We start from the raw sequence: 24,840 nt of genomic DNA on the forward strand, positions 1-24,840 counted from the left end.
CCTGACGATGCGTCCTTGGTCCGCATCTCTCGTTTGCGTGGCCGGATAGGCTGACGCGAAGCCTTTCCCTCCTTGGCTCGAAGTCTGCATCGAATGCCCGGGGAGGTTTTGATCGGCGATGTGCTGCCGGGCGGAATGCCGCTCAAGATTTTCTGAGCGGCGTCCGATGTGCTGACGATCGCGGTGCTGGGGAGCGGCCTTTATCTGTGGCTCACGCGGCATAACCCGGGGAAGGGAAAGCGCGCCGCGTAGCCGGAAGTCACATCAACCCGCAAACAATCGCCGCGATCAACGATGCCGCGACGATCACCACGCCCGCCGTTCGCTTCTTGTTCAACTCGGTCCACAGCAACACGCCGGTCAGCGAAAGAAGAACGATGCTGCCCGCAAACGTGTCGATGAGCAGCACCCAGCCCACGCTCAGGCCCACGCCCTTGTGCAGGTTGGTCATCATCGCGAGGACGGTGTTTTCCGTGCGTTTCACCGACACGAAGTTGTTGCCCACCCAGTACTCGGCCATCACGCTGCCGCCGGGAGATGCCACCATCACCGACCATTGCTCCGGCTGCATGGTGCTCCTGTCGCCCCAGCCGACCGGATGCGCCGGCTCGCGGCGCGTGCGCCCGAGGTTGCCATCGAGCTTCAATTCCTTCTTCAGCCACGCGCCCATGTCGCGCGGCGTCTTGAAGCCTTCGGCGGGCAGCGGCATCTGCATCTGCGAAACCTGCGGCTCGCCCGTGGAAATGCGCAGCGGCGGCGCGCGGTGATTCAGCAGAAAGCCCGTCATGCCGAACAGCAGGCCGAGCAGCGCGCCCCACAAGCCGATCCAGCCGTGCACCTTGCGCAGCCACTTCAGAAACGTCGAGCGGCGCGAGCGGTTCTTGCGCGCGAATTGCTCGGCATCGTCGATGAGGCGTCCATGCGGGCGATAGTGCGTCGGGCCGCTCGTCGCGGGCGGCTGCGGATTGAGGGTGTCAGGCGCGTTCACGCGTCTCTCCAGATCGGGCGTTAGCAGGCAAAGCCGCGCCCCGATCGGCTATACGCGAACGAACGCGCGGCGATCGACGAAAGGCGGGCAAATGAGAATTGTTATCATTACACGCAGCAAAGCGCTTTTCAATGCTTTGCGATTGCCTGACAGTGCGCGAATGTCACGAAAAATTTCAGACGGGCCAGAGCGGCCCTTCCTGCATCGCGCCGACTTGCTCGCGCAATTCGAGGATGCGGTCTTCCCAATAGCGTTGCGTGTTGAACCAGGGAAAGGCGGCCGGAAACGCGGGATCGTTCCAGCGGCGCGCGAGCCACGCGGAGTAGTGGATCAGCCGGAGCGTGCGCAAGGCTTCCACCAGATGCAGCTCACGCTGATCGAACTCGCAGAAATCTTCGTAGCCGGCGAGCAGATCCGTGAGCGCGCGCGATGCGTCCGCGCGTCCGGCGGGCAACAGCAGCCATAAATCCTGAATCGCCGGACCCATTCGGCTATCGTCGAAATCGACGAAATGGGGGCCCGCGTCGGTCCAGAGCACGTTGCTCGGATGACAGTCGCCGTGCAGACGCAGATGCCGCACGTCGCCCGCGCGGTCGAAGCATTGCGCGACGCCTTCCAGCGCCATCGATACGACGGTTTCCCAGGCTTCGCGCACATCGGCGGGGATGAAGCCATGCGTCAGCAGAAAATCGCGCGGTTCGTAGCCGAACGTCTCGATATCGAGCGTGGGCCGCTCGCGATAAGACTCGAGTCCGCCCACCGCGTGAATGCGCCCGATGAAGCGCCCGAGCCATTCGAGCGTATCGGTGTGGTCGAGATCGGGCGCGCGTCCGCCGCGGCGCTCGAAAACCGAGAAGCGGAAACCGTCGAATTCGTGCAGCGTCGCGCCTTCGAGCACGCGCGCCGGCACCGCCGGAATCTCGCGTTCGACGAGACTGGCGACGAATGCATGTTCTTCGAGGATCGCCGTATTCGACCAGCGTTCCGGACGATAAAACTTCGCGACGACCGGCGCGCCGTCTTCGACGCCCACCTGATAGACGCGGTTCTCGTAGCTGTTGAGCGGCAGCAGGCGGCCGTCGGTGCGTGTGCCCACGGGGATCAGCACGCTGTCCAGCGCATCGAGCACGCGCTCGGGCGTGAGGCCGGCGAAGGGCGGCGCGTCATCGGCAGGCGCGCCTTGGGAATCGGGATCGATTGGGTTCATCCCGGCATTGTGCCGCGCCTTCGCGCGGGCGGCATCATTACATCAACGATGCGGCGCCGTTCAATGAACGACCGTGTTCGACGGGCGCACGACATCGCCCGTATCGATCAGGTCTTCGAGGAAGAACGGCTCCGTATTGAGCAGCTTGGTCACGCCGGGCTCGCCCGCGTACCAGGCGACCATCGCCATGTCACCGAGAATGCGCATGACGATGCCGCGCGCACCCTGAGGCACGGCAATATGCACGGAGCGGACAATCGAACCGATTTGCATGATGAATCCCCGTTTCAACGCCGGCTGAGGATGAAACGCCGGTCATATATTTCACCAAGCACAGGCTTTTCACGGCTCGTGCACCAGACAATCGCCGCGTCTTTGTTGCGGGAAGCGCGACATGCGCGGCTTTCATGAACGATTGTGCTCTTACTTTAGCGCATCGCGATGCGTCGGCGCGACGCCATTTGGCTCGTTATGTTGCCGATCGCAGACGACTCGCAGTAATTACTCGGTGATCGTCGCCGAAGAGCGTGTGTCGTATTAGGCAAAACCCTAGGGATCGGCGTATCGTCGAGAGTTTTTCAGCGGAGACTTCATTCGTGAATGCTGCACCGGCGCCCGAGCGCCCGAACGCCGACGATAATGCCAACCGCGCCGCCGACGCCGCGCCGTATCTCGAACGCGGCTCGCGCGCCTACTGGCGTGCATCGCTTGCGCTGCTGTTCGCCGGCTACGCGACTTTCTCGCTGCTGTATTGCGTGCAGCCGTTGCTTCCCGAGTTCACGAAGGCATTCGGCGTCAGTCCGGCTGTCAGCGCGCTTGCGGTGTCGGTGAGCACGGCGGCGCTCGCGATTGCCATCTTCATCGCGGGATTCGTCTCGGAAAGCTGGAGCCGCCACCGTTTGATGACGCTTTCGCTGCTTGCATCGTCGGTGTTGACGGTCATCGCCGCGGTGCTGCCCGATTGGCACGCGCTACTCGTGGTGCGCGCACTCGAAGGCATCGCGCTCGGCGGCGTGCCCGCCGTCGCGATGGCGTATCTCGCGGAGGAAGTGCATCCGGAAGGCCTCGGTCTCGCGATGGGTTTGTATGTCGGCGGGACTGCAATCGGCGGGATGGCGGGGCGTGTGATCAGCGGCATCCTCGCGGACCTGTTCGGCTGGCGCGTCGCGATCGGCGGCATCGGGCTGCTGGGTGTGCTCGCCACGCTCGCATTCCGTTCGCTCCTGCCGCCGTCGCGGCGGTTCAAGCCTCGGCGCGGCGTCGGGTTCGCGCATCATCGGCGCTCGCTTGCCGGCCATTTGAGGCACGGCGGCTTGCCGTTTCTGTTCCTCATCGGCTTCGTGCTGATGGGCAGTTTCGTCACGCTCTACAACTACGTCGGTTACCGGCTGCTCGGCGCGCCGTTTCAACTGAATCAGACGCAGATCGGCGCGATCTTCACCGTGTATCTCACGGGCGTCGTCGCGTCGCCGTGGTCCGGCAAGATGGCCGATGTCTTCGGACGCGGCCGCGTGCTGATCGCGAGTCTCTTCCTGATGATGCTCGGCATTGCGCTGACGCTGTCGAACGCGCTGCCGGTAATCATCGCCGGTATCGCGTGCCTGACGTTCGGCTTCTTCGCCGGCCACGCGGTCGCGAGCGGCTGGGTCGGGCGGCTCGCAGCGCAGGCCAAAGGACAGGCGGCGGCGCTCTATCTGCTCGCGTATTACATCGGATCGAGCCTGATCGGATCGTACGGCGGCCACTTCTGGACCGAGTTCGGATGGACGGGCGTGGCCGGGCTGATCGGCGGATTGCTGCTCGTCGGACTGGCGGGCGCGACGTACCTGAACCGGCGCGAGCGCGCGTCGGTCGCGTGAGTCGAAAGCCGGTTGAAAAGAAGCGAAGCTAAGGGTTTTCCGTGTTTGCTTAAAAACGGGCGCGCGTCAAGCCTTGTCAGGCAAGGCTTTCGTGCATCGCTCGGGTTTCCCATCGCACGAAGATCACCGACGCCTTTGACTTGAGCGGCCTATACTCGAATCGTCGATGCAGCTTCTCACCGCGCGACGATCAAAGCCAGAAGCAAGACGAAGGGAGACGCACTATGACGTACTTCACGATCGGCGACTTCATCCTGATCATCCCGATGGCGCTCGCTGGCGCGCTGTTCCTTGGGGCCATTCCCTGCGCGACGCATTTCAAGAACAACGTCCTGCGTGTATTCGGTGCGCTGCTCGGTGTGCTCGCCGCCTTTCTTCTCGTCGAAGGCTTGCCCGCGCTGATATAACGAGCGCCCCGTGCGGGCGCGCTCGCTCATGCAGTTTGCTTTTACAGATGCTCGCCGAGGAAGGTCAGCGTGCGCCCGTGCGCGAGCGCTGACGCCCGGGCGTTGTACGACGCGCGATCGCCGCAGTTGAAACCGTGGTCGGCTTGCGGGTAGACGTACAGCGCCGAATCCTTGCGGCCGGCGAACTTCTGGCGCACGGCATCCACCGCATCGGGCGGAATGTGCGCGTCGAGTTCGCCGTAGTGGAACTGCATCGGCACTTTGACCTGATCGGCTTTATCGAGCGCATTCTGAATGCCGCCGCCGTAGTAGGCCACCGCCAGATCGACGGAACCCTGCGCCGCCGCGAGATACGCGAGCCGGCCGCCGAAGCAATAGCCGATCGCGGCGATCTTGCCCGTCACCTCGGGCAGCGCGCCCAGCGCATCCGCGGCCGCGCCGACATCGGCGACAGCGGCGTCGAGCTTGGTCTTTTGCAGCAGTTCCATCGCCTTTTCGCGATCCGCGCCTTCGTAGCCCAGCTCGACGCGCGGCTGCGTGCGCCAGAAGACGTCGGGCGCGAGCGCGACATAGCCATCGGCGGCGTATTGATCGGCGACGCTGCGTATGTGGCCGTTCACGCCGAAGATCTCCTGCAGGATGATCACGGCAGGCCCGGTGCCTGTCCTGGGTAGCGCGAGATAGCCCTGGAAGCTGTCGCCATCGGCCGGGATGTCGATCCAGCGGGAAGTCACGGGTACGGTCACGTCGATACTCCTTGCGTATGTGAAAAGGTTGGCCGGGTGAGTTTGCCAGCTTTCCCTTTCAGTCGCCCTGACCGTCCGCCCTGCGCTTGGCACGCCGTTTGACGCGCAGCCGGTTTTTAGAGCCTCCGATCTAAACGCAAGCTAAAAAGAAGCTTTAAAAGAACAGGCTAATGATGACGGCCGGCAGGGATTATCGGTGCGTGCCAGTCGAACTTGAATGACAGTCAAACCTTTGCGCGCCGATGTCGCGCAAACCCGCATGCACAGGGCGTCTTCGCGCGAACACCACCACAAACGGCGGCGCATCACAACTGGCCGTTAATTGGTAGTGACACCACTATCTTAAAAAACTTCCCTAAATTAATTTGACAACCCTACACTTGCGCGCAGTGCGGATGGCGGCTGCCACGAACGGCCTGCCGGAAGGACTTGCCAAGTGCATGACGATGCATCCGGCGTGGTCGTCCACGGGACTGAGCGATCGTGATGAAAGACGGGGCACAGGGCGATTACGTTGTTTTTGGGACCGAAACTGGAGACTTACATGAACACCAAGCTTCACAAACTGTTGCCGATCAGCGCTGCAGCCGTGCTGTTCGCTACGTTGGCAACGTCCGCAGCAGCCGACCAGGTCGTCAAGATCGGTCACGTCGCTCCGCTGACCGGCGGCATTGCTCACCTGGGCAAGGATAACGAAAACGGCGCGCGGCTCGCAGTCGAAGAGATCAACGCCAAGGGTCTCACGATCGGCGGCCAGAAGATCACGCTGGAACTCGACGCGCAGGACGACGCAGCCGACCCGCGCACCGCCACGCAGGTGGCGCAGAAGCTGGTCGATGACAAGGTCGTCGGCGTCGTCGGTCACTTGAACTCCGGTACGTCTATTCCGGCTTCGAAGATTTACAGCGACGCGGGCATCGTCCAGATCTCCCCGTCGGCGACGAACCCGACCTACACGCAGCAAGGCTTCAAGACGACGTATCGCGTCGTCGCGACCGATGCGCAGCAAGGCCCGGCGCTCGCCAACTACGCGGCGAAGAGCCTGAAGGTGAAGACGGTTGCCGTGGTCGACGATTCGACCGCTTACGGCCAGGGTCTCGCGAACGAATTCGAGAAGACCGCCAAGTCGCTCGGCCTCAAGGTGATCTCGCATGACGCGACCAACGACAAGGCTGTCGACTTCCGCGCCATTCTGACCAAGATCAAGGGCGAAAACCCCGACGCCGTGATGTACGGCGGCATGGACGCGACCGGCGGCCCGTTCGCCAAGCAAGCCAAGCAGCTCGGCCTGCGCGCGAAGGTTCTCGCGGGCGACGGCGTCTGTACCGAAAAGCTGTCGGATCTGGCCGGCGACGCGACCGACAACGTCGTGTGCTCGGAAGCGGGCATGGCGCTCGAGAAGATGGACGGCGGCAAGCAGTTCGCGGACAAGTTCCAGAAGCGCTTCGGCCAGCCGATCCAGATCTACGCGCCGTTCACGTATGACGCGGTGTACATCATCGTCGACGCGATGAAGCGCGCCAACTCGACCGATCCGGCCAAGATCGTCGCCGCGATGCCGAATACGGACTACAAGGGCGTGATCGGCCAGACGACCTTCGATTCGAAGGGCGATCTGAAGCACGGCGTGATCTCGCTGTACAACTACAAGGGCGGCAAGAAGACGCTGCTCGACGTCGTGAAGATGTAATCGACGCGGGACTTCGGTCTCGGAAAGCGCGCGGAGCCGAAAGGCCCGCGCGCTTTATATTTTCCAGCGCTTCAGAATGCGCGGCCCGATGACCGTGATGATCAGGCAGCACGCCGCCACGACGCACAGGCCGGTCGGCAGCGTGCTGATCTGCGCGACCCCGCCGATCAGCACCGGCCCGAGCAGCAAGCCGAAGTACGCGAGGCCCGCGACCTGCGCGAGTCCTTCGGCCGCGGTGACGCCTTCGACGCGCGCCGCCGCCGCGAACAGCACAGGCATCATGTTCGCGAGACCGAGGCCCATCAGCGTGAATCCGGTCATCGTGGCGATGGTGTTCGGCAACACGAGCGCCATCACCATGCCGATGAACGCGAGACCCGCGCTTCCGAAGATCAGTTGCGGCGCACCGAAACGCGCGCGCACCGCGTCGCCGCCGAAGCGCCCGGCCGCCATGCCGCCGGAGAACGCCGCGTAGGCCGCGCTCGACACCGACGGCGTGGCCTCGACGACATCGCGCATATAGACGGTGGCCCAGTCGTACATCGCGCCTTCCGCGATCAGCGCAATCAGCGCCAGGCCGCCGAGCGCCCACAGCGCGCCCGAGCGCCAGCGGTTCGACGACGACGCCTTTGCGTGCTCGTCGTGATGAGGAACATGCGGTAACACGGCGGGCATCGAAACGAGCAGGACGATGAGGCTCACGCCCGATGCGAGCGCGAGATGTGCGGCGGGTGAGAGCCCGTGCGCGAGCAGCGCGCCGCCGACTGCCGCGCCCGCCATCCCGCCGATGCTGAACATGCCGTGCAGCGACGACATGATCGGGCGCCCCAATGCCTGTTCGACCGCGCTCGCTTCGGCGTTCATCGCGACATCGAGCGTCGCCATGCCGAAGCCGAAGATCGCAAGCACGATCAGGAGCAGCCAATACGAAGGCGTCACCAGGATCAGCGAGCCGCAGAGCATCATCGTGATGCCGCCCGCCAGGCAGGCGGTGCGCGTGCCGGCACGCGCGATCCACGATCCGGCCGTGAGCATCGCAAAGATCGAACCGCCCGCGACGGCGAGCAGTGCAAACGACAGCATGCCCGGGCTGAGCGCGAACTTGTCGCGCACGGTCGGCACGTGCACGCCCCACGACGCGTACATCATGCCCGCGATGAAGAAGACGGCCATCGTCGCGTAGCGTGCACGGACGCGCGTGGCATGCGGAAGGCTGCGATGCAGCGCGAGCGTCGGATTGATTTCGCAGGCGGCGGAGGCGGTAGTCGAGTCGGACACGAGAGGAACCGTTTTGAAGGTTGCGCGAAACGAGAGCGTGACCGGGCATGATGCCATCGGACGCGAAGGCTTTCGATTCTATCGAACGGCCAGGCGACACGCTGGGATGCGCTGCATTACCATCGTTCGACGAATCGACGAACGAACGAGACCTGCATGAACATTCCACCGCAAGCGCCGCTTCATTTGCTGCATCGCATGTCCGAAGGCACGCTCGCCACGCATTCGCGCGAGCCGCGCGGCTTTCCCTATCCGACAGCGCTGCCGTTCGCGCCGACCGCTCGTCACGTGCCGATGCTGCTGATCAGCCATCTTGCCGAGCACACGCGCAATCTTCACGCCGATGCGCGCGCCGGGTTTCTGGTCGCACATCCGGCGGACGGCGGCGTGCTGGACGGTCAACGCCTGACGATGCTCGGCAGCTTCGCGCCCGCGAGCCCGGAGGAGGGCGCCGAACTCGCGCGCCGTTATCTGCGGTATCACCCGGATGCGGCGCGTTATCTGGAACTCGGCGATTTCTCTTTCTGGGTGATGTCGGTGGAACGCATGCGGTATATCGGCGGATTCGGCGCGATGGGATGGCTCGCCGGCGAAGAACTCGATGCGCTGCCACCGGTTAGCGCGGCAGACGAATCGTCGTTATGGGAATATTTTGATGCTTTCGCGGGCCGCCCGGAGAATCTCCGCTTATTGGGGGTGGACCGGTACGGCTGCGATTTGCTGCTTACCGGTACGCGCAATCGTTTTACATTCGATTACCCGAAACAGACGAACGAGGAATTGAAAGCGGCGCTAAAGGATTGTTTCGAGCGGCAACGCGACATTTCACAGCGATAAATCCGGCTTGTTGCGGCCCGATTTCGCGGCGATCGCACAGACTGGCTCAATGAACCGGGTAAATTGTCATCTCATGAAACTTTGCGGCTGACTTTATCGTCGTTGTTTTCATCGGATGCCACGCTGCCGGCGGCAGGTCAAAGGAGCGGGTTTTTTACACCAGATCATCAGCCGCGCCAAACTTCGGAATTTTCGGCAAATGTTACGAAGAAAGTTGCGAAACTTTTTATTAAGTGGCGATTCGCACATGCCGCGTTAAAGAGAACTGTGTTAATCTGCGTGCCAGCCGAGGCTATACTGATAACTGAAAGCGAGCGCGTTGATTCGCAAGCCAGCAAACCACTTAGGGAATTGCCATGCCGTCATACAAGGAACTCCTCGCACAACGCGAGTCTCTCGAACGCCAGATTGAAGAAGCCAAGTCGCGCGAATACGCCGAAGTGCTTAATGAGATCAAGCAGAAAATGGCGGATTACGGGATCACGCTTCAGGAACTGGCTGGCGGTCGGGGTGCTAAAGGTACGAAGGCGGCGCGCAGCCGTTCTGGTGTGGCGCCGAAATATCGTGATCCCGAAAGCGGCAGCACGTGGTCCGGTCGCGGCAAGCCGCCGAAGTGGATCGCCGGACAGGATCGGGACAGCTTCCTCATCGGCAAATAAGCGCTGAGCAGGATCGTGCCTGAAAAGCCGCGTCTCGACACGCGGCTTTTTTATTTCGCAGTTGCATAAACGGCCTCTTCGGTCACTTATTCTGCACGCAGCCGGCGTGTTCAAGGCCGATTCCGGACTATTGTCGTTGACGCATAAAAGCGTCGCGACGCACCGCTGATAAAATAGGAATCTGAAAAGGCCCGAGTACACCGAGCATAATTACATGCCGCTTTCAACAACGCACGCTGCGGAAAAGCAGGAGGTTGCCCGAAGAACCACCTGGACGAGCATCGCGGTAAATAGCGGGCTTACCGCAGCGCAACTCGTCGTGGGCTTTGTTGCGCACTCACAGGCACTGATTGCGGATGGCGTTCATTCGCTTGCCGACATCGTGTCGGATTTTCTCGTGTTGATTGCGAACAAGCACGCAGGCGCGGCCCCGGACGTCGATCATAACTACGGGCATAGCCGGTATGAAACCGTGGCGTCATTATTCCTCGGCGGATTACTCGTCGCGGTGGGCGTCGGAATGCTATGGCGCGCAGGCGCGCGAATCGTCAACCTTCAGGATATTCCGCCGGTAAAGGTCGGCGCGCTGGCTGTTGCGATAATCGTGCTCCTTTCCAAGGAAGCGCTCTTTCGCTATATGCTGCGGGCGGCTGAACGGGTGCGCTCCTCGATGCTCGTCGCAAATGCGTGGCACGCGCGATCCGATGCCGCTTCTTCGCTGGTTGTCGCGCTTGGGATAATCGGCAGTCTGGCCGGATTCCGCATTTTGGACCCGATCGCCGCTGCGCTCGTCGGTTTCATGATCGGCAAGATGGGATGGACGTTTGCGTGGGACGCATTACAAGACCTTTCCGATCGCGCGCTCGATCAAACGACTACCGAGGATTTGCGAACTATTCTGCTGGCCACGCCCGGCGTGCGTGAGGTCCATGAGTTCCGCACACGCAAAATGGGCGATCTCGCCATCGTCGATGCGCACATTCTGGTCGATCCGCTCATCTCGGTTTCGGAAGGCCACTACATCGCCGAATCGGCGCGCGCGAACATGCTGGCCGACACGCGGGTCATCGACGCACTCATTCATGTCGACCCCGAACTCGATGAACTCAATCCGCTGCCGGGCAACTTTCCGTTGCGTTCAACCGTCAGCGACGCTGTGCGGGCGGCGTTCGCACAACACGGAATGCCCGTCGAGAGCTTGAACCTGCATTACCTGAGCAGCGGCTTCAATGTCGATGTCATGCTGCCCGCGCCAGGCGCGCCGGACACCGCAGCGAAACTGGAGTCGATCGATTTCGACGCGCTCAGGCGCAAGATCGGAGCGCGTGAGATTCACATCGCACAAGCGCTGGATTACGCGCCCGCCTCGGCGACGAAGCGCGCGATCGATACGCCACGCTAAAACGCCGCTCAGAGCGGCAATTGCGTGTCGAACTTGATTTCGCGAAGCACCACGCTCGTTCGCACTTGCGCGACGGCGGGAATCTTGAAGATGCGATCGTGCAGGAACGCGTCATACGCCTTGATATCCGGCGCAACGATCTTGAGGATGTAATCGGATTCGCCGGTCGTGCTATAGCACTCGGTGACTTCCGGACAAGTGGCGATTTCCCGCTCGAACTGCTCGACGCCGCCTTCGGTGTGACGCGTGAGATGGATATGCGCGAGCGCGCAGACGTGAAGGCCGAGTTTCTCGCGGTCGAGCAGCGCCGTATAGCGCTGAATGACGCCCGATTGCTCCATATCCTTGATGCGGCGCCAGCACGGCGTGCTCGACAAGCCGACCTGGTCGGAAATTTCCTGAACGGAGCGTCGTGCGTCCAGTTGCAGAAGACGCAGGATTTTTTGTGAGAATGTATCGAGAGTCAACTGCGCCTCCGTTCGGTCGCGATTTGACTCTCATGGTAGAGGCGCCAGAAAAGAAACGCAATGCAAGGCGCCCGCACTGAGGGAGTTTCCCTAACTCACTGGCCTGACTGCGCGGTTTTACCTTCGGCATCGCCGCTCGGTTCGGCCGATGTCCGAGCCATCGCGGCCTGCGATGCCCGCAGCTCCGCAAGCATGTTGCAAAAGAGGGCGCCTTGCTCGATCGCGTCGTCGAGTGCGACGTGCGTGTGCGGCAGCTCATCGAACCAATGCTTCGGCAGACGCGGCTTGATTGCCTTGCGATACGGCAGGCCGGTCATCGCGAAGGCGAGCGTCTTGATATCGAGCGCGGACCACGAGAACGGGCAGCGCTCGGCAAAGCGCATCATGTACCAGAACATATACGTGAAGTCGAAGCCCGCCGGATACGCGACGAACACCGGCTTGCCCGGCAGCGCCTCCACCCATTCGACATAAGCCGGCAGCGCGATCTCCGGCTTCTGTAAATCCTTGCGGCACGCGGCCCACGCGTCCGGCTGCGTTTTCCACCATGCGGCCTGGACCGGATGGGGCGCCGCGCCTTCCAGCGTTTCGAGATTGGCCGAAAAAGTGCCGATGAGTTGCTTGTCGGCCGTGAACGCTGCCGAGGCGAAGCTCAGCATGGAATGCGGTCCGGGAATCGGGCCATCGGCTTCGACGTCGGTGCTGACGTAGATTTCGGGAATCGCGTTCACGCTGTCACTCCGTCGCGCACGAACGGGTTGGTGCGCCGTTCTTCGCCGAAAGTCGATGCCGGGCCGTGACCGGGCACGAACGTGACCTCGTCGCCGAGCGGCCACAGCTTCTCGCGGATCGAGCGGATAAGTTCAGCGTGATTGCCACGCGGAAAATCCGTGCGTCCGACGGAACCGGCGAACAGCACATCGCCGACGAACGCGAGCTTGTGCTCACGGCTGAAGAACACGACGTGGCCCGGCGTGTGACCCGGGCAGAAATAAACTTCCATCGACTCGTTGCCGAATTGCACGGTGTCGCCGTCGACCAGCCAGCGTTCCGGTGTGAACGCTTCCGCGCTCGAGAAGCCGAAGCGCTGAGTCTGCGCGGGCAACTGGTCGATCCAGAACGCGTCTTCACGGTGCGGTCCTTCAATTTGTACGCCGTAATGGTCGGCGAGCGCCTTTGCTCCGCCGCAGTGATCGAGGTGGCCGTGCGTCAGGAGAATCTTGTCGACGGTCAGGCCCTGCCGTTCTACTTCCTCGATGATGCGTTCGATGTCACCGCCCGGGTCCACGACAGCGGCGCGCCGCGTCGCGTCGCAGATCACGATCGAGCAGTTCTGCTGAAAGGGCGTCACGGGAACGAGAATGACTTTCATATGACTGTCGTCGGTACGCGCAGGACTGTAAAAACGTCCATTGTACCGGTGCCAGAACGCATGCAATGGTGATGCTGAAAGCACTTGGGAATCCGCCGCAAACTGGCAATTCTTACGGTCATAGCGAAAATCAATGACCAAATGTTGGGTCCGGCGGGACGAACCGCTGTTTTTTTGTATAATGGCAGTACTTGTGCATGGACTTAACCATGCCGTCAATAGGCGAAGGTTGAAACGCTAGTGCGTTTTTACAATCGCTGTCAGTACGCTGTTCCGGGGCCAAAAGCCTCGCAATTGCAACTCAAGCACCTCGAGTAGGTGCACACGTCTTGTCCGGCCAGACGCCGCGCGTCTGTCTGATGGTTTTTGCAGCCATCATGCCGGATGGGGCCTACGCCGCCGTTCCTGCGCTCATAAGGGTTTTCAGCGCACGAATTGATGCCAAGTTCGATGGCGGCTTGTGGGGTCTGGTCAGGCTGCCGGGGACAGGTTGCGCCAGACGTGAACAATAACCGGGCGTTTGCGGCACGAGTGCGCCGCATCCGAGCACAGTTTCGCCGTTCGCTTGACCGAGCGGCGTTCTGCTTTGCACGGCAAAGCCTCGAGCAGCCATGCGCGCGCCGACCAGCGCAGCGCGGTTGCTCCTTTTATCGTAAACACGTCTATGAATGCTCGATTTATTCGACATGTCGGAAGCCTGCTAGCAGTTGGTGTGCTGGCCGGTTGCGCCGCGCCGGGTTCGGGCGATGTTGCAGCCAATCCTCAGAAGACAGACTCTCTGAGCACGAGCAATGCCCGCTCGACGGCGCCGCTCGCGTTCGATTCCCATCTTTCCACCCTGCCGGCCGACAAGCCGGCCCAGGCTCAGTCGCTTTCGAGCGCCGAGCCGATCACGACCGGCCCGGACGCCGGCAGCTTCGAACAGAAGGGCAAGGCATCGTGGTACGGCCGCATGTTCCATGGCCGCAAGACGGCGAGCGGCGAGAAGTTCAACATGAACGCGATGACCGCGGCGCACCGCACGTTGCCGCTGGCGTCGTGGGTGCGCGTGACGAACGAGTCCAACCACAAGACGGTGGTCGTGAAGATCAACGACCGCGGTCCGTATGTGCGCGGGCGCGTGATCGACTTGTCGTACGCTGCCGCGGCGGTGCTCGGCATGCGCGGCGCCGGCACGCAGAAGGTGAAGATCGAAGGTCTCACGCAGCAGGAAGCCCGTGCGGCGCGCGAAGAGCAGGCGCAATCGCTTGCCGACGACAACGTGAACTGATCTCACGCCGCGCCTTGCAGAACCGGACGGGCCGTCTCGCGACGGCCCGTTTTCATTCGTCTGCGCTTTCGTGCCGCTTTGCCAGCTTGAGCGCGCGCTCGTACAGCGCGTTGCGCGATGCGCCCGTCAACGTCGCGGCGATGCGCGCCGCACTCTTCACCGACAACTCTTCCAGCAGCGTCGCGAGCAGTGCGTCGTGCGCGTCGTCGGCGTCTTGCGCTTCGGGCGCGCCTTCCACCACCAGAACGAATTCCCCGCGCTGACGATTCGCATCGGCTTCCAGCCACGCTGGCCCTTCGGCCAAGGTGCAGCGATGCAGGCTCTCGTGTAATTTCGTCAGTTCACGGGCGATCAGCAGTTGCCTCTCGCCGCCGAGCGTCTCGCCGAGCGCGCGCGTCGTCTCCACGATGCGATGCGGCGCTTCGTAGAACACCAGCGCCATCGGATGATTCGCGAGCGTGCGCAATTGCGTGGCGCGCTGCTTCGGCTTCGTCGGCAGGAAGCCGATGAACGAGAAGCCGCTTACCCACGCGCCCGCCGCGGAGAGCGCCGTCGTCAGCGCGCTCGCGCCAGGCAGTGGAATGACCGGCAGCCCGGCTTCGCGCACGGCGTCGACGAGACGCGCGCCGGGATCGGAAATGCCGGGCGTGCCGGCGTCGGATACGCACGCGATGCGCTCGCCGTTCCTGAGATGCTCGATCACGCGTTCGGCGGCCGCGCGCTCGTTGTGCTCGTGCACGGCGATCGAGGGCTTCGAGATGCCGTAGCGCGCGAGCAGTTGCGCGGTGTTGCGCGTGTCTTCGGCCGCGATGCGATCCGCGAGTTGCAACACATGCAGCGCCCGCACGGTGATGTCCGCCGCGTTGCCGATCGGCGTTGCGACGACGTAGAGCGCGCTTGTCGGATAGTGCTGCCCGGCGGCGAGTTCGGAGATCTGGAGCATGAGCGCGGGCGTTGAAGGAAAGGACGTCATTTTGCCACGCGCGATTAGCATGGCCCGCCGACAACTTTTAGGGAGGAGCCTTGTCCAAAACGCTCGGCGATGTTTTCGAGTCGCGTGCGCTGGAATTTCTGCAGCGGCAGCGCATGCGCCTCGTCGCGCGCAATGTGACGTGCCGGGGCGGCGAGATCGATCTTGTGATGCTCGATGCTTGTGGCGCGCTCGTGTTCGTCGAAGTTCGGGCGAGGAAGAGCAGGCGCTACGCGAATGCAGCCGCGAGTGTCGATGCGAGAAAGCGTGTGCGCCTCGTGCACGCCGCCCAGCATTTCCTCGCGACCTGGCGCGGCGCGTTGCCGGCGTGCCGCTTCGATGTCGTCGCGTTCGATGCGGGTCGCGTGCATTGGCTGCCCGATGCGTTTCGCGCCGACGAGGCATGAGCGAGGTTCGTTGCATGATGCATGCGGTAAACTGCGCAACAACCGACGCTTTGAGCGTTCAAGCCACATACCGCCGCGCGCCGCGGCCGATGATCGAGAGTCGATGTCAGTCGAACGTATTCAACAGCAATTCCGCGACAGCGCGGCACTCAAACTCGAAGCACTCGATGCGCTGGCGGTTCCGATCGCGGCGGCTGTCGACACGCTTTTCGGCGCACTTGCCAACGGTAACAAGATTCTCGTCTGCGGCAACGGCGGCTCGGCTGCCGATGCGCAACGCTTCGCCGCGCAGTTGATCGGCCGCTTCGAGCGCGAGCGCCCTGGCTTGCCGGCCATCGCGTTGACGACGGATACATCGATCATCACGGCCATCGGCAACGACTATGCGTTCGAGCAGATCTTCTCGAACCAGGTCCGCGCGCTCGGTCAATCGGGCGATGTGCTGCTCGCGATCAGCACGTCGGGCAACTCGGTCAACGTGCTCGCGGCGATTCAGGAAGCGCATGACCGCGAGATGATCGTGATTGCCTTGTCCGGCAAGGGCGGGGGTGCGATGTCCGACGTACTTGCCGAAACCGATATTCACATCTGCGTGCCGTCCGATCGAACGGCGCGCATCCAGGAAGTCCATCTGCTGACCATTCACTGTCTGTGCGACGGCATCGATGCGATGTTGCTCGGCGACGACTGAAACTGAAAGGGGGAACGGAGTTGATGAACAAGACACGCGTCAAGGCGACGCTGGCCCAAGCCACGCTCGTGGTGAGCATGTTGTCGGGAGTCGCATTGACGTTGCAGGGCTGCGCGCTCGCGGTCGTCGGCGCGGCGGCTGGCGGCACGTTGATCGCCACGGATCGCCGCACGCTCGGTGCGCAGACCGAAGACCGCGAGATTCAGGTGAAGGCGCTTTCGCGGATCAACGAGAACCTGCCCGATACGGCGCATGTCAACGTGACCGTGTTCAACCGGCGCGTGCTGCTGACCGGTGAGGTGCCCGACGAAGCGTCGAAGCAGAAGGCCGAGGCCGTCGTGCGCGATATCAATAACGTGGGCAGCATCGTCAACGAACTGTCGATTCAGGGCGCGAGTTCGATCTCGTCGCGTGCGAACGACTCCTATCTCGAAACCCGTGTGAAGACCGCGATGGTCGGCGAAAAGGACTTGCGCGCGAATTACTACAAGGTGGTGTGTGAGCGCAGCGTCGTCTATCTGATGGGTCTCGTCACGCCGGACGAGGGCGCGCATGGCGCCGATGTCACCGCGCGCGTGCCGGGCGTGGAGCAGGTCGTGAAGGTGTTCCAGTACATCAAGCCTGAAGAGGCGCGAGCGCTGGAGGCCGCGGCCGCATCCGATGCGAGCGCGGTGTCGGCGGCAAGCTCGCCCGCTGCCGCTGACGCGACGGTCGGCACGGTGCCCGATTCGGGCGTGACGTCGCGTCCGCTCGATATGCAGTCGCCCGCGCCGGTGAAGAACTCAGACGTGCATCCGGGCAATCCTAACCGGGCTCCCGCGGCGAAATGAGTATGGTGCGTGTGATTTTCGGCGCGGTGATCGTCGCCGCGTCTTTTGGTGTGTCTGCCGCAGAGCAGTCCGTGTCATCCGCGAGTGCCATCGTGATCGCGCGAAGCAATGCGTGCATGGGGTGTCATGCGATCGATCGCAAGCTTGTGGGTCCGTCGTTTCAGCAGGTCGCCGAGAAGTACAAGGGCGATCCGCAGGCGAGCGCGAAGCTCGAGAAGAAGGTGAAGAATGGCGGCGCAGGCGTGTGGGGGTCCATTCCGATGCCATCGCATCCCCGGATGAACGATACGGATATCAAGGCAGTCGTCGGATGGATCCTGGCGGGAGCGCCGGAGAAGTAGGCGCGAGTGGAATCGTCCGAAGGCTTGCCTGTGGGCGATTTGGCTGTGATACAATCTGCGTTCGTTGGGGGGGTAGCTCAGCTGGGAGAGCGTCGCGTTCGCAATGCGAAGGTCGGGAGTTCGATCCTCCTCCTCTCCACCACGAATTCCTTTTAAAACCGGTCACTTAGGCCGGTTTTTTCTTTGGCGCTGCTCCGGTCCGCGTTTGGTTTGACTCCCCGCAGGGTGACATCAGGGTGACAAGCGGTTGCCCGTCGCAACGAAGAATTACAGGGACTCCGAGGCGTGTCAACCACGCGGTGCGACGCGCGGCCGAATGCTGCTCCTTACTATCGCAAGTAGACGAACGTTGTCCGGTCTGGCGGTAAGCTCTTTTTGGTGGTGAAGGCAAAAGTAGAGTGAACCCTTACTGCATCTCGTTGACAAACACGGGAAACCAATTACGTCGCTCGCTTATTGATTAGGCGACATGCTTACGGATCCGGTTTTCGGCGGGCGCGTCCGCGTCGAGAGTTGTCGGCATGACCGTCCACTAGCAACAGTCCAATGTGCAGAAAATGGTCGACACGCGAACTCCCGAGCAGCGAAGCCAGATCATGCGAGCCGTGGGCACCCGCAATACCGGGCCGGAAATGCTTGTCCGTCGACTGCTTCATAAGTTGGGCTACCGCTATCGCGTCCACGTCCGGGAACTTCCGGGCACGCCGGACATTGTTTTCAGTGGCCGCAGGAAGGTGATTTTTGTGCATGGCTGCTACTGGCATGGGCACTCCTGCAGGAAAGGAGCTCTCCCGAAGTCGTCTCTAAACTACTGGGGGCCCAAGATTCAAGCGAATCAAGCCCGCGACAATAGAAACGTTGAGGCGCTCGAAGCCGCAGGTTGGGGCGCTCTTACGCTTTGGCAATGCGAGCTTCGCGACCCATCGGCGATTGTGTCCGTTCTAGTTAGCTTCCTTGGTCCAACATCGAAAAATCGATCGACTTCTCCGACGCATTCCGGTACGATTCCGAGCTAGTAACACTTAAGCGAGAAAGGGACATTTTCACAATGAGTCGACCGATTGGAATTGATTTGTTCGCCGGTGCGGGCGGGCTGTCTCTTGGGTTCGAACAGGCGGGCTTTGACGTCGTCGCAGCGGTCGAAATCGACCCGATCCATGCCGCGGTTCACGCGTTCAACTTTCCCACCTGCGCGGTTATTCCGCGAAGCGTTGAGCATCTGACCGGAGCTCAGATTCGGAAAACAGCGGGAATCGGCAAGCAGAAGGTCGACGTTGTGTTCGGCGGTGCGCCATGCCAAGGCTTTTCCATGATTGGACGTCGGGCTCTTGACGATCCCCGGAACGCGCTTGTTCGACATTTCGTTAGACTGGTCCACGAACTTGACGCCGAAGCTTTCGTCTTCGAAAACGTCAAGGGGATTACGGTCGGCAAGCACGCCCAATTTCTGCAAGAGTTGATCGACGCATTCTCATCGATTGGGTATGAGATTCGACTCCCGTGGAAGGTTCTGAACGCCGCGCATTTCGGTGCGCCCCAGTTTCGCGAGCGGTTGATACTTATGGGCTGCAAGAAGGGACGCGAGGTCCCGCAATATCCCGCCCCGATGTTCCGTCCTGCCGGAAGTAAACCGGACCTTTCGGAGTTGCCCGAGGGGCCATCCTGCTTCGACGCGCTCAGCGACATTCCGAATGCAGAGCTTTACGAAGGGCTTCTGGTTTCAGATGCCGCGAAAGTTAAGTGGGGTAAGGCAAGCTGGTACGCCAAAACGCTCCGAGGCAGTGTGAGGCCGGCATGGGACTTCGCGTACGGGCGCAAATTCGATCCGCGAGTATTGACGGGCAGTTTACGTACCGACCATTCCGAAATTTCGCGACGGAGGTTCGCTGAGACCCAAGAGGGTGCCGTCGAACCAATCTCGCGGTTCTTCAAGTTGCCGAGCTGCGGTGTCAGCAACACCCTCCGAGCCGGAACGGATAGCGCGAGAGGAGCGTTCACCTCTCCCCGGCCGATCCATTACGAACACGCCCGCTGTGTAACTGTCAGAGAGATGGCTCGTCTGCACGGTTTTCCCGATTGGTTTCGACTTCATCCAACCAAATGGCACGGTGCTCGACAAATCGGGAACGCAGTACCGCCGCCGCTGGCGCGAGCAGTCGCGGCGCAGGTAATGAGCTCGTTGGGTGCGCAACCGGCTGTCCCTGCAAAGATCCTTGAGCTTGGCGACCTCGCGCTCTTGCAGATGGACATGGGCCAAGCATCGGCGCACTTTGGTATCGAGACGCCGATAGGCAAACGGGATAAGAAGGGCGCACCCAAGCGAAAACAGTGGGACGATCGAGCAACGCTCGAACAGGAGGCCGAAACTGCTCAGCTAGATGCCTTTGACAGCCGGGCAGAGCTCGTATAGTGCTTCCCGTTCAAGGTCGAGCGCAGTGAACTGGTCGAGCTCGCTGCGCTTCACTCCTTTGAATTCCGCTAGATAGATTCCTTTGGCTGCCGCCGTCATCGCAATCGGCACCACAAGGTTTACCTTTGTTGCCTTAAACGCGGCTCTTACCTGCTCCATGATCTGTTCCTCTAAGATGCGTTGGCTCTTGTTCTTAGCCTCCGCAGTGATGATCATTTCATGATGTGTTCCGTGGATATCCTTGTAAATAGCAGAGAACAGCGAATCGACTTCGCACCGCCGAAGTTTGATGCCGACCTGTAGATGAGTTAGTTCAACAACGTCAATTGGCGACTGCAGGGCAAAGTGAGTCTCGACAACGGCTAGCTTCACTGCAACTTGGATCAGATACGTCTCGTCATCTCGCCCCAATGCCTTGCTCGCTTGCGGCATAGAGATGCTTTGTATCTGATGTTTCCAGACACCCTCATGATAACCAAATCGCTCTGGAAAAGGCTCGGTTTGATTCTCTTGATATTGGACAAACTCGAAGACATTGCCGTCACCGGTCACTTGTTTCGCTGTTATTCGCCTTTCCTTTAGACTCTCAGGCCACATCCGGGAAGCGCCCTTGCTTCTTATCACATCTTTTATGAAGTTTGCCGGATTTTTCACCGAGAGCTTCGATTCATTTTTTTCTTTAAAATGAGCAATCGCGCGAATCACGTCTTCGCTTGTGACAACGCTCCGCGTCAACTTTTGAGCGTGTTCATCCCACAATTCGTTGAAGATCCGCTCAATGACAGCTGGTTTCTCTGATCTGGCCATTTTTCTTAATTAATTGTTGTGACTGCGTGTGCTCTTGTTAGTGAGTTTGGGAGAAAGAACTCGCCTGTTAAAAAAATCCGATTTTCGAGTGCCTAATTTGATAGCAGATTGCAGCGCTTTGCTCATCGATCACTGCTGTTGTCCAAGACCGTCCTCAACGCAGCTTCGCACGTTTTTACATGCACGTGCCTACGGAGATGCTCCGGCATTTTGGCAATCTGCGCTGTGATCTCCTGCGCGAATATTAGAAACTCCCTCAGCTCAACCTGTGTCCACTCGTGTTGAAAGCGCTCAAAAAGCGGGAGGACGCCAGCTGCGACACGGTAAGGGTAGTGACGATCCTCACGGGCGATTTGTCCTTTGATAATCTGCGCTGCCCGCCGGAAAGACGAAATCGCCTCTTCGGAGGAACGAGCGTGTGTTGCCTTGAAAAGCATGAAACGTGCGTAATGGTTGTCAATGCGCGAGGTGTCGAACTGAACCCGAGCTTTGGCGTGCCCGTACGCCGTTTCGAAATAACGGCTGATTTCGTCCATTTCCTTCACTGCATCATTCTCAAAGGCGAGGCGGGCAATCGCATATTGAAGCCAGTAGTGAGGATTTCTGTGCACAAAAGTCGATCTTGAGATTCGGCTGTAGAAACTCAGGAGAACCTCGCGACGTTGCCTTTCGGGAAACAGTCGCTGAATATTTGAGTATGGAACTATGCCCCGAAGGAAGCTTTCGCAACTTGCGGATAAGTGCCGTACCCGATCTGCGTTAAAAAACATTTCTAGAATGGTTTCTAGAATAACCTTTGGATCCGCTATATGGGTCAGGTAATATAATGCAAGCACAGGGGACTTAAGGCCAATTCCTTCCCGTCCGAAGAAAAAGAATGCGTCCAGGTGCGGCCGAGCACTGGCTCGCCCTCTCAGCAGGGGTGATTCACTCAAAACCTCATTGAGAAAATCTGGCGTCGCAGACTCTCCTATGCCCGCGATGATCGATACCGCTATCATCAACTTCTTTACGTCAGGATCCGCCTCGTCGATCAGAGCCTTCAACCGTGTCGCGATTGAGGGCGACTTGAAGATCTCGATGAGTATCTGGCTTATTTGCGATCCACAATTCTCGCGGATAAAGCGGGACTTTTTGACATCCGACTGACCCGCCATCTCGCCCCAGAGGCCGTTGGCGTTCATCAGTGAAATCATCAAGGCCTCGTCTTCTCTCGACAGCATGTTGAGATCTTCTTCGCCCCAGTCATCTCCGCCGAGTGCTTTAGTAAGTCGAGTCACAAAGCCCTCATGGATGTGTGTGCGGCCGGCCATTAATATAGAACAAGGCTTGTCCGAACGCCTCATCGAAATAAACCGAATTATATCGATGAATGAAAAATACGAATCAAAAACGAAGACAACTTTGGCCCCAGACTCTAACAGGCGTTCAATTTCTTTCTCGGTATCTGCGGACGCGTCGACCACTTGAAACACTCGCCATCCCAGATCAATCAAAAGATTTGATACTCGTTGGATGAAAAGGCTTTTACCGTTCCCTAAATCGGAGGTAACAACGACATTTTTCTCACCCTGATTGATCGCATCAACCACACGCTGCGCCTGAGGATCGCGATGGAGTAGATACTCAACGCTTCTTCCTTCTCGCGTGCTGGAGGCAAGCAGCTCTGGAGAAACAAATCCGTAAAGAAAAAGTTGCTCGAAATCGCGATTAGTAATATCGTTCTTCGCGGTGGCTATTTTATATTCCCGCAAAGCTAGATACTGAAGGTCATCTTGATTAGGTTGATGATGTTGTTTGACTGCGGATAAGACTTCCGCAGCAGCATCAACGCCTATGCTGTAAACCTGCCCGAAAGTGCCGAGCAATTTCGCCGTAACGATATCGGTTGTGGGCGAGGTGACGAAAACCGTTTTCTCTTTTATCTTTTCAGAGAATACAATCCTTTTAATATCCAGATCATACATCGAATAGCCGACAAAAATCACCGCAGACGCCAACCGCAGGTCATCGCGAAACACCGTGCACCATTCGGACCGGAGGAAGTCCTCGGTCAAATAGCTGCCGTCCGTCAACTTGAAGTCGCTGCGCAAGCTGGCGGAAGTTAGGCGCTCTATCCATCCGTTTATGTGCAGAATAGTACGCGGCGTCGAAAGGTAGTCGAGTGCGCGATCCGAAAGTACGGCCGGCACTAGGCTTATATTCGCTTGCGCCGCGCTACGCTTCATCAGATCGTCGTAATTGGTCGTGTAGATGCGTCTCCAGTTGATAGTTCCAAATTGGAGATGGCTGGACGACGGTTCTTTTATGGTGTAGCTGTTCTTTAGGTGCTCAATCAAATCTCCAGCCGGCCATTCTTGCAAATAAAGCTCAGACGCATTGGCAAGGTTGCTGTCGGTTGTCTCGATACCCGCCTTTGCATAAAGCTCACGCGCTAGACCACGGCTGTCAGCAGGGGTTTCATCTAGAAGATTTCGCGAACCGAATGAAAAGCCGGCGCCGATGAACAAGACGGCGTTTCCATCGACAGCGTGTGAGAATGCGGTTTCTAAATCCATATACGGCCTTTTTATGGTTTCTCTTTGTGTTGTGCAGCTTGTTCGGCGCTACCGACCTATTGCATTGCCTTTCTCGGCCGGAATGATATCGCAATGACCGGTCAAGCCTTGGACTTCCTCTATCCCCGTGCCTTACGAGAGCGGAGGTCTCGGTCCGTTGGTCCTGAGCCGTCATACCCAAACTCTGCCCTGATTGATGAGAGAAGTTTCCGGAGCGCCAGCCCTGCTGCAAGCTTGAAACTACAACAACAGGATCAAGACTTTAACGCTTCTTTTGAAGGCGGCCCAGTGGGTTCTCAGGTACCGGTCTTCGCACCTCAAAGTCGAGAAAAGTTCAAGAGCGTCTAAACGGTTGCACGTCGAGAGCGTCGGAGCTATCGCCGCTTGGCTGTTCAACGATGGTTCTGCTTTGGGGGGATGACTAAGGTATTAGCCCGACGCATCCGTGATCGCCCTTTCTGCTAGCTCACAAGGTATACCGTTAGAGCCAAGCAACGGTGCAGCTAAAAACCTAGCTCATAATGTTGACTGTATTGTGAGCTACCCGTAGAATTGAGCCATCTACTTAATGAGCCACGGGGAGCTAACAGTGAAGACGGTCTACTACGGTCGTATTTCGACAACGGAAGGTCAAACGAGCGCCAGCCAATACGATGATGCGAAGGCCCATCACGTGGATAAGCGCCATGTGCATGTTGACGAGGGCGTGTCTGGCTACCACGTAGCGCCTTCTGATCGTCCCGAGTGGAAGCGTGTGATGGACAAGCTCTCCGATGGGGGTGTGCTGTACGTGCGTTGGTTAGACCGTATCAGCCGCCGATACGATGAGCTTGCGGCCACAATGCGGCAACTTATGGACATGGGTGTGAAGGTGATCTGCACGATGAACAGCATGGAGTTCGATGGAACAGCTACCGATGCCATCAGCAAGGCGACCAGAGACGCTGTACTGGCTTTCATGTGTGCTCAGGGTGAGGCTGATTACCTGAACCGGAAGGAAATGCAGAAGCGAGGCATTGAGGCCGCTAGGGAACGGGGTCAGCAGCTCGGAGCACCGCGGAAGGCTGAGGCTGTAGAGGTGCAGGCTTGGCGAGTCGAGAATGGAGCCAGCATTGCGGCCACGGCTGCTCACTTCGGTCTGTCTGTGGCGACGATCAAGCGCTACTGTGCTGAGGTGGGAGCCCAAGCCTAAACGATTCGAAATGTAAAATCAGATATAAGACATTGATTTTAAACGATATTTTGATGATATAAAGCGAGGTGGGGGACGCCCCTTCCAACGAAGCAGACGGGCTTCGCTCTCATGTTCCCTGAGTTTCTCTCGTAGTCTTTGAGACCACGCAACGGCCTCCTCGTTCTCTGCAGAAGACTACGGTGCTCGCACAATGTGAGAGTTGAGTGACGCCCACAGCTCGTTTTCTGTTTGTCACCGGCAACGACATTCGCGGCGAACCCAGTCATCCCAGCGATACCCACTCATCCCGGCGATTCCCCTCACACTCCATTAATGTTGCCTTTCGCCGTAAAGGAGCCGGGTGTTTTCGGCGTAATGGCGCCAGAGAAAGGCCCTGTTTCGGGGCTCGAACGGGGATCAAGAATCCTTGTTTTTACCTCCTTTCGCAAGTGCTGATTTGTTGCTCTCGG

At 59.7% G+C, this 24,840-nt stretch carries 25 protein-coding genes and 1 tRNA gene; 15 read left to right on the top strand and 11 right to left on the bottom strand.

What is annotated here, in order from left to right:
• Positions 1–259 precede the first annotated feature (259 nt).
• The 3 genes from NCR38_RS13725 to NCR38_RS13735 form a co-directional block, all read right to left on the bottom strand.
• Entirely contained in the window at positions 260–988 is a 729-nt protein-coding gene (locus tag NCR38_RS13725; RefSeq protein WP_061116663.1) for a PepSY-associated TM helix domain-containing protein, read from the bottom strand.
• 175 nt (positions 989–1,163) lie between these two features.
• Complete coding sequence (locus tag NCR38_RS13730) at positions 1,164–2,195, bottom strand: serine/threonine protein kinase (RefSeq protein ID WP_061116664.1); 1,032 nt, start codon at positions 2,193–2,195, stop codon at positions 1,164–1,166.
• A gap of 60 nt (positions 2,196–2,255) precedes the next feature.
• On the bottom strand, positions 2,256–2,468 hold the full coding sequence (locus NCR38_RS13735) for a hypothetical protein (RefSeq protein ID WP_008352308.1): 213 nt from the start codon (positions 2,466–2,468) through the stop codon (positions 2,256–2,258).
• Between the two features lie 323 nt (positions 2,469–2,791).
• Here NCR38_RS13735 and NCR38_RS13740 point away from each other — a divergent pair, with 323 nt between their 5' ends.
• Both NCR38_RS13740 and NCR38_RS13745 read left to right on the top strand, forming a co-directional pair.
• Complete coding sequence (locus NCR38_RS13740) at positions 2,792–4,054, top strand: MFS transporter (RefSeq protein ID WP_250477248.1); 1,263 nt, start codon at positions 2,792–2,794, stop codon at positions 4,052–4,054.
• Between the two features lie 224 nt (positions 4,055–4,278).
• A complete protein-coding gene (locus NCR38_RS13745) occupies positions 4,279–4,461 on the top strand; it encodes a hypothetical protein (RefSeq protein WP_041730863.1) in 183 nt (60 codons plus the stop codon).
• A 41-nt stretch (positions 4,462–4,502) separates the two neighbouring features.
• Here NCR38_RS13745 and NCR38_RS13750 read toward each other — a convergent pair whose 3' ends face one another.
• A complete protein-coding gene (locus NCR38_RS13750) occupies positions 4,503–5,207 on the bottom strand; it encodes a dienelactone hydrolase family protein (RefSeq protein WP_250477249.1) in 705 nt (234 codons plus the stop codon).
• A 544-nt stretch (positions 5,208–5,751) separates the two neighbouring features.
• Here NCR38_RS13750 and NCR38_RS13755 point away from each other — a divergent pair.
• A complete protein-coding gene (locus NCR38_RS13755; RefSeq protein WP_250477250.1) occupies positions 5,752–6,897 on the top strand; it encodes a branched-chain amino acid ABC transporter substrate-binding protein in 1,146 nt (381 codons plus the stop codon).
• A 54-nt stretch (positions 6,898–6,951) separates the two neighbouring features.
• Here NCR38_RS13755 and NCR38_RS13760 read toward each other — a convergent pair whose 3' ends face one another.
• Positions 6,952–8,175 carry an MFS transporter gene (locus NCR38_RS13760; protein WP_250477251.1) on the bottom strand — a complete coding sequence of 408 codons (1,224 nt, stop codon included), beginning with the start codon at positions 8,173–8,175 and terminating at the stop codon, positions 6,952–6,954.
• A 156-nt stretch (positions 8,176–8,331) separates the two neighbouring features.
• Between NCR38_RS13760 and NCR38_RS13765 the strand changes: the two genes are divergently transcribed.
• From NCR38_RS13765 to NCR38_RS13775, 3 genes are all read left to right on the top strand, one after another.
• The gene (locus NCR38_RS13765) at positions 8,332–9,012 is read left to right on the top strand and encodes a HugZ family protein (protein WP_250477252.1); all 681 of its coding nucleotides are present in this window, start codon (positions 8,332–8,334) and stop codon (positions 9,010–9,012) included.
• Between the two features lie 356 nt (positions 9,013–9,368).
• Positions 9,369–9,671: an H-NS family nucleoid-associated regulatory protein gene (locus tag NCR38_RS13770; protein ID WP_061116669.1), complete on the top strand. Its 303-nt coding sequence runs from the start codon at positions 9,369–9,371 to the stop codon at positions 9,669–9,671.
• Positions 9,672–9,885: 214 nt separating this feature from the next.
• Positions 9,886–11,073: a cation diffusion facilitator family transporter gene (locus NCR38_RS13775; protein WP_061116670.1), complete on the top strand. Its 1,188-nt coding sequence runs from the start codon at positions 9,886–9,888 to the stop codon at positions 11,071–11,073.
• Between the two features lie 8 nt (positions 11,074–11,081).
• Here NCR38_RS13775 and NCR38_RS13780 read toward each other — a convergent pair whose 3' ends face one another.
• The 3 genes from NCR38_RS13780 to NCR38_RS13790 all read right to left on the bottom strand — a co-directional run bounded on the left by NCR38_RS13780 (position 11,082) and on the right by NCR38_RS13790 (position 12,912).
• Complete coding sequence (locus tag NCR38_RS13780) at positions 11,082–11,540, bottom strand: Lrp/AsnC family transcriptional regulator (protein WP_008352298.1); 459 nt, start codon at positions 11,538–11,540, stop codon at positions 11,082–11,084.
• A 95-nt stretch (positions 11,541–11,635) separates the two neighbouring features.
• Positions 11,636–12,271, bottom strand: coding sequence for a hypothetical protein (locus tag NCR38_RS13785; RefSeq protein ID WP_061116671.1), 636 nt, complete (start codon positions 12,269–12,271; stop codon positions 11,636–11,638).
• Positions 12,268–12,912, bottom strand: a complete 645-nt coding sequence (locus NCR38_RS13790) for an MBL fold metallo-hydrolase (protein WP_061116672.1) — start codon at positions 12,910–12,912, stop codon at positions 12,268–12,270. The genes NCR38_RS13785 and NCR38_RS13790 overlap by 4 nt, the downstream gene beginning before the upstream one ends.
• A gap of 664 nt (positions 12,913–13,576) precedes the next feature.
• Here NCR38_RS13790 and NCR38_RS13795 point away from each other — a divergent pair.
• Positions 13,577–14,182 (top strand): septal ring lytic transglycosylase RlpA family protein, encoded by a 606-nt coding sequence (locus NCR38_RS13795; protein ID WP_061116673.1) that lies wholly within the window; start codon positions 13,577–13,579, stop codon positions 14,180–14,182.
• A 52-nt stretch (positions 14,183–14,234) separates the two neighbouring features.
• Here the strand turns inward: NCR38_RS13795 and rsmI are convergent, their stop codons facing one another.
• Complete coding sequence (gene rsmI, locus NCR38_RS13800; RefSeq protein ID WP_061116919.1) at positions 14,235–15,125, bottom strand: 16S rRNA (cytidine(1402)-2'-O)-methyltransferase; 891 nt, start codon at positions 15,123–15,125, stop codon at positions 14,235–14,237.
• A gap of 80 nt (positions 15,126–15,205) precedes the next feature.
• Here rsmI and NCR38_RS13805 point away from each other — a divergent pair, with 80 nt between their 5' ends.
• From NCR38_RS13805 to NCR38_RS13835, 7 genes are all read left to right on the top strand, one after another.
• Positions 15,206–15,559 (top strand): YraN family protein, encoded by a 354-nt coding sequence (locus NCR38_RS13805; RefSeq protein ID WP_061116674.1) that lies wholly within the window; start codon positions 15,206–15,208, stop codon positions 15,557–15,559.
• Positions 15,560–15,662: 103 nt separating this feature from the next.
• On the top strand, positions 15,663–16,250 hold the full coding sequence (locus NCR38_RS13810) for a phosphoheptose isomerase (protein ID WP_061116675.1): 588 nt from the start codon (positions 15,663–15,665) through the stop codon (positions 16,248–16,250).
• Between the two features lie 23 nt (positions 16,251–16,273).
• The gene (locus tag NCR38_RS13815) at positions 16,274–17,080 is read left to right on the top strand and encodes a BON domain-containing protein (RefSeq protein WP_061116920.1); all 807 of its coding nucleotides are present in this window, start codon (positions 16,274–16,276) and stop codon (positions 17,078–17,080) included.
• On the top strand, positions 17,077–17,421 hold the full coding sequence (locus tag NCR38_RS13820; protein WP_061116676.1) for a c-type cytochrome: 345 nt from the start codon (positions 17,077–17,079) through the stop codon (positions 17,419–17,421). Before NCR38_RS13815 ends, NCR38_RS13820 begins: the two co-directional genes overlap by 4 nt.
• 66 nt (positions 17,422–17,487) lie before the next feature.
• A tRNA-Ala gene (locus NCR38_RS13825) sits at positions 17,488–17,563 on the top strand.
• A 454-nt stretch (positions 17,564–18,017) separates the two neighbouring features.
• Positions 18,018–18,437 carry a very short patch repair endonuclease gene (locus tag NCR38_RS13830; protein WP_250477261.1) on the top strand — a complete coding sequence of 140 codons (420 nt, stop codon included), beginning with the start codon at positions 18,018–18,020 and terminating at the stop codon, positions 18,435–18,437.
• A 32-nt stretch (positions 18,438–18,469) separates the two neighbouring features.
• The gene (locus NCR38_RS13835) at positions 18,470–19,831 is read left to right on the top strand and encodes a DNA cytosine methyltransferase (RefSeq protein WP_250477253.1); all 1,362 of its coding nucleotides are present in this window, start codon (positions 18,470–18,472) and stop codon (positions 19,829–19,831) included.
• Here the strand turns inward: NCR38_RS13835 and NCR38_RS13840 are convergent.
• Together NCR38_RS13840 and NCR38_RS13845 are read right to left on the bottom strand one after the other, a co-directional pair.
• On the bottom strand, positions 19,796–20,638 hold the full coding sequence (locus tag NCR38_RS13840) for a hypothetical protein (protein WP_250477254.1): 843 nt from the start codon (positions 20,636–20,638) through the stop codon (positions 19,796–19,798). The two genes, NCR38_RS13835 and NCR38_RS13840, sit on opposite strands and share 36 nt — an antisense overlap.
• Positions 20,639–20,760: 122 nt before the next feature.
• Positions 20,761–23,196 carry an SIR2 family protein gene (locus NCR38_RS13845; RefSeq protein ID WP_250477255.1) on the bottom strand — a complete coding sequence of 812 codons (2,436 nt, stop codon included), beginning with the start codon at positions 23,194–23,196 and terminating at the stop codon, positions 20,761–20,763.
• Positions 23,197–23,785: 589 nt separating this feature from the next.
• Between NCR38_RS13845 and NCR38_RS13850 the strand changes: the two genes are divergently transcribed.
• A complete protein-coding gene (locus tag NCR38_RS13850) occupies positions 23,786–24,388 on the top strand; it encodes a recombinase family protein (protein ID WP_250477256.1) in 603 nt (200 codons plus the stop codon).
• Positions 24,389–24,840 lie beyond the last annotated feature (452 nt).

This window comes from Caballeronia sp. INML1, from assembly GCF_023631085.1.
GTDB classification, from domain to species: domain Bacteria; phylum Pseudomonadota; class Gammaproteobacteria; order Burkholderiales; family Burkholderiaceae; genus Caballeronia; species Caballeronia turbans.

Coding starts and splice junctions, on each gene's coding strand:
- NCR38_RS13840 (WP_250477254.1), bottom strand. CDS start 20,638: ATGGCCAGATCAGAGAAACCAGCTGTCATTGAGCGGATCTTCAACGAA.
- NCR38_RS13835 (WP_250477253.1), top strand. CDS start 18,470: ATGAGTCGACCGATTGGAATTGATTTGTTCGCCGGTGCGGGCGGGCTG.
- NCR38_RS13745 (WP_041730863.1), top strand. CDS start 4,279: ATGACGTACTTCACGATCGGCGACTTCATCCTGATCATCCCGATGGCG.
- NCR38_RS13820 (WP_061116676.1), top strand. CDS start 17,077: ATGAGTATGGTGCGTGTGATTTTCGGCGCGGTGATCGTCGCCGCGTCT.
- NCR38_RS13830 (WP_250477261.1), top strand. CDS start 18,018: ATGCGAGCCGTGGGCACCCGCAATACCGGGCCGGAAATGCTTGTCCGT.
- NCR38_RS13775 (WP_061116670.1), top strand. CDS start 9,886: ATGCCGCTTTCAACAACGCACGCTGCGGAAAAGCAGGAGGTTGCCCGA.
- NCR38_RS13730 (WP_061116664.1), bottom strand. CDS start 2,195: ATGAACCCAATCGATCCCGATTCCCAAGGCGCGCCTGCCGATGACGCG.
- NCR38_RS13755 (WP_250477250.1), top strand. CDS start 5,752: ATGAACACCAAGCTTCACAAACTGTTGCCGATCAGCGCTGCAGCCGTG.
- NCR38_RS13735 (WP_008352308.1), bottom strand. CDS start 2,468: ATGCAAATCGGTTCGATTGTCCGCTCCGTGCATATTGCCGTGCCTCAG.
- NCR38_RS13770 (WP_061116669.1), top strand. CDS start 9,369: ATGCCGTCATACAAGGAACTCCTCGCACAACGCGAGTCTCTCGAACGC.
- NCR38_RS13790 (WP_061116672.1), bottom strand. CDS start 12,912: ATGAAAGTCATTCTCGTTCCCGTGACGCCCTTTCAGCAGAACTGCTCG.
- rsmI (WP_061116919.1), bottom strand. CDS start 15,125: ATGCTCCAGATCTCCGAACTCGCCGCCGGGCAGCACTATCCGACAAGC.
- NCR38_RS13765 (WP_250477252.1), top strand. CDS start 8,332: ATGAACATTCCACCGCAAGCGCCGCTTCATTTGCTGCATCGCATGTCC.
- NCR38_RS13845 (WP_250477255.1), bottom strand. CDS start 23,196: ATGGATTTAGAAACCGCATTCTCACACGCTGTCGATGGAAACGCCGTC.
- NCR38_RS13810 (WP_061116675.1), top strand. CDS start 15,663: ATGTCAGTCGAACGTATTCAACAGCAATTCCGCGACAGCGCGGCACTC.
- NCR38_RS13795 (WP_061116673.1), top strand. CDS start 13,577: ATGAATGCTCGATTTATTCGACATGTCGGAAGCCTGCTAGCAGTTGGT.
- NCR38_RS13815 (WP_061116920.1), top strand. CDS start 16,274: ATGAACAAGACACGCGTCAAGGCGACGCTGGCCCAAGCCACGCTCGTG.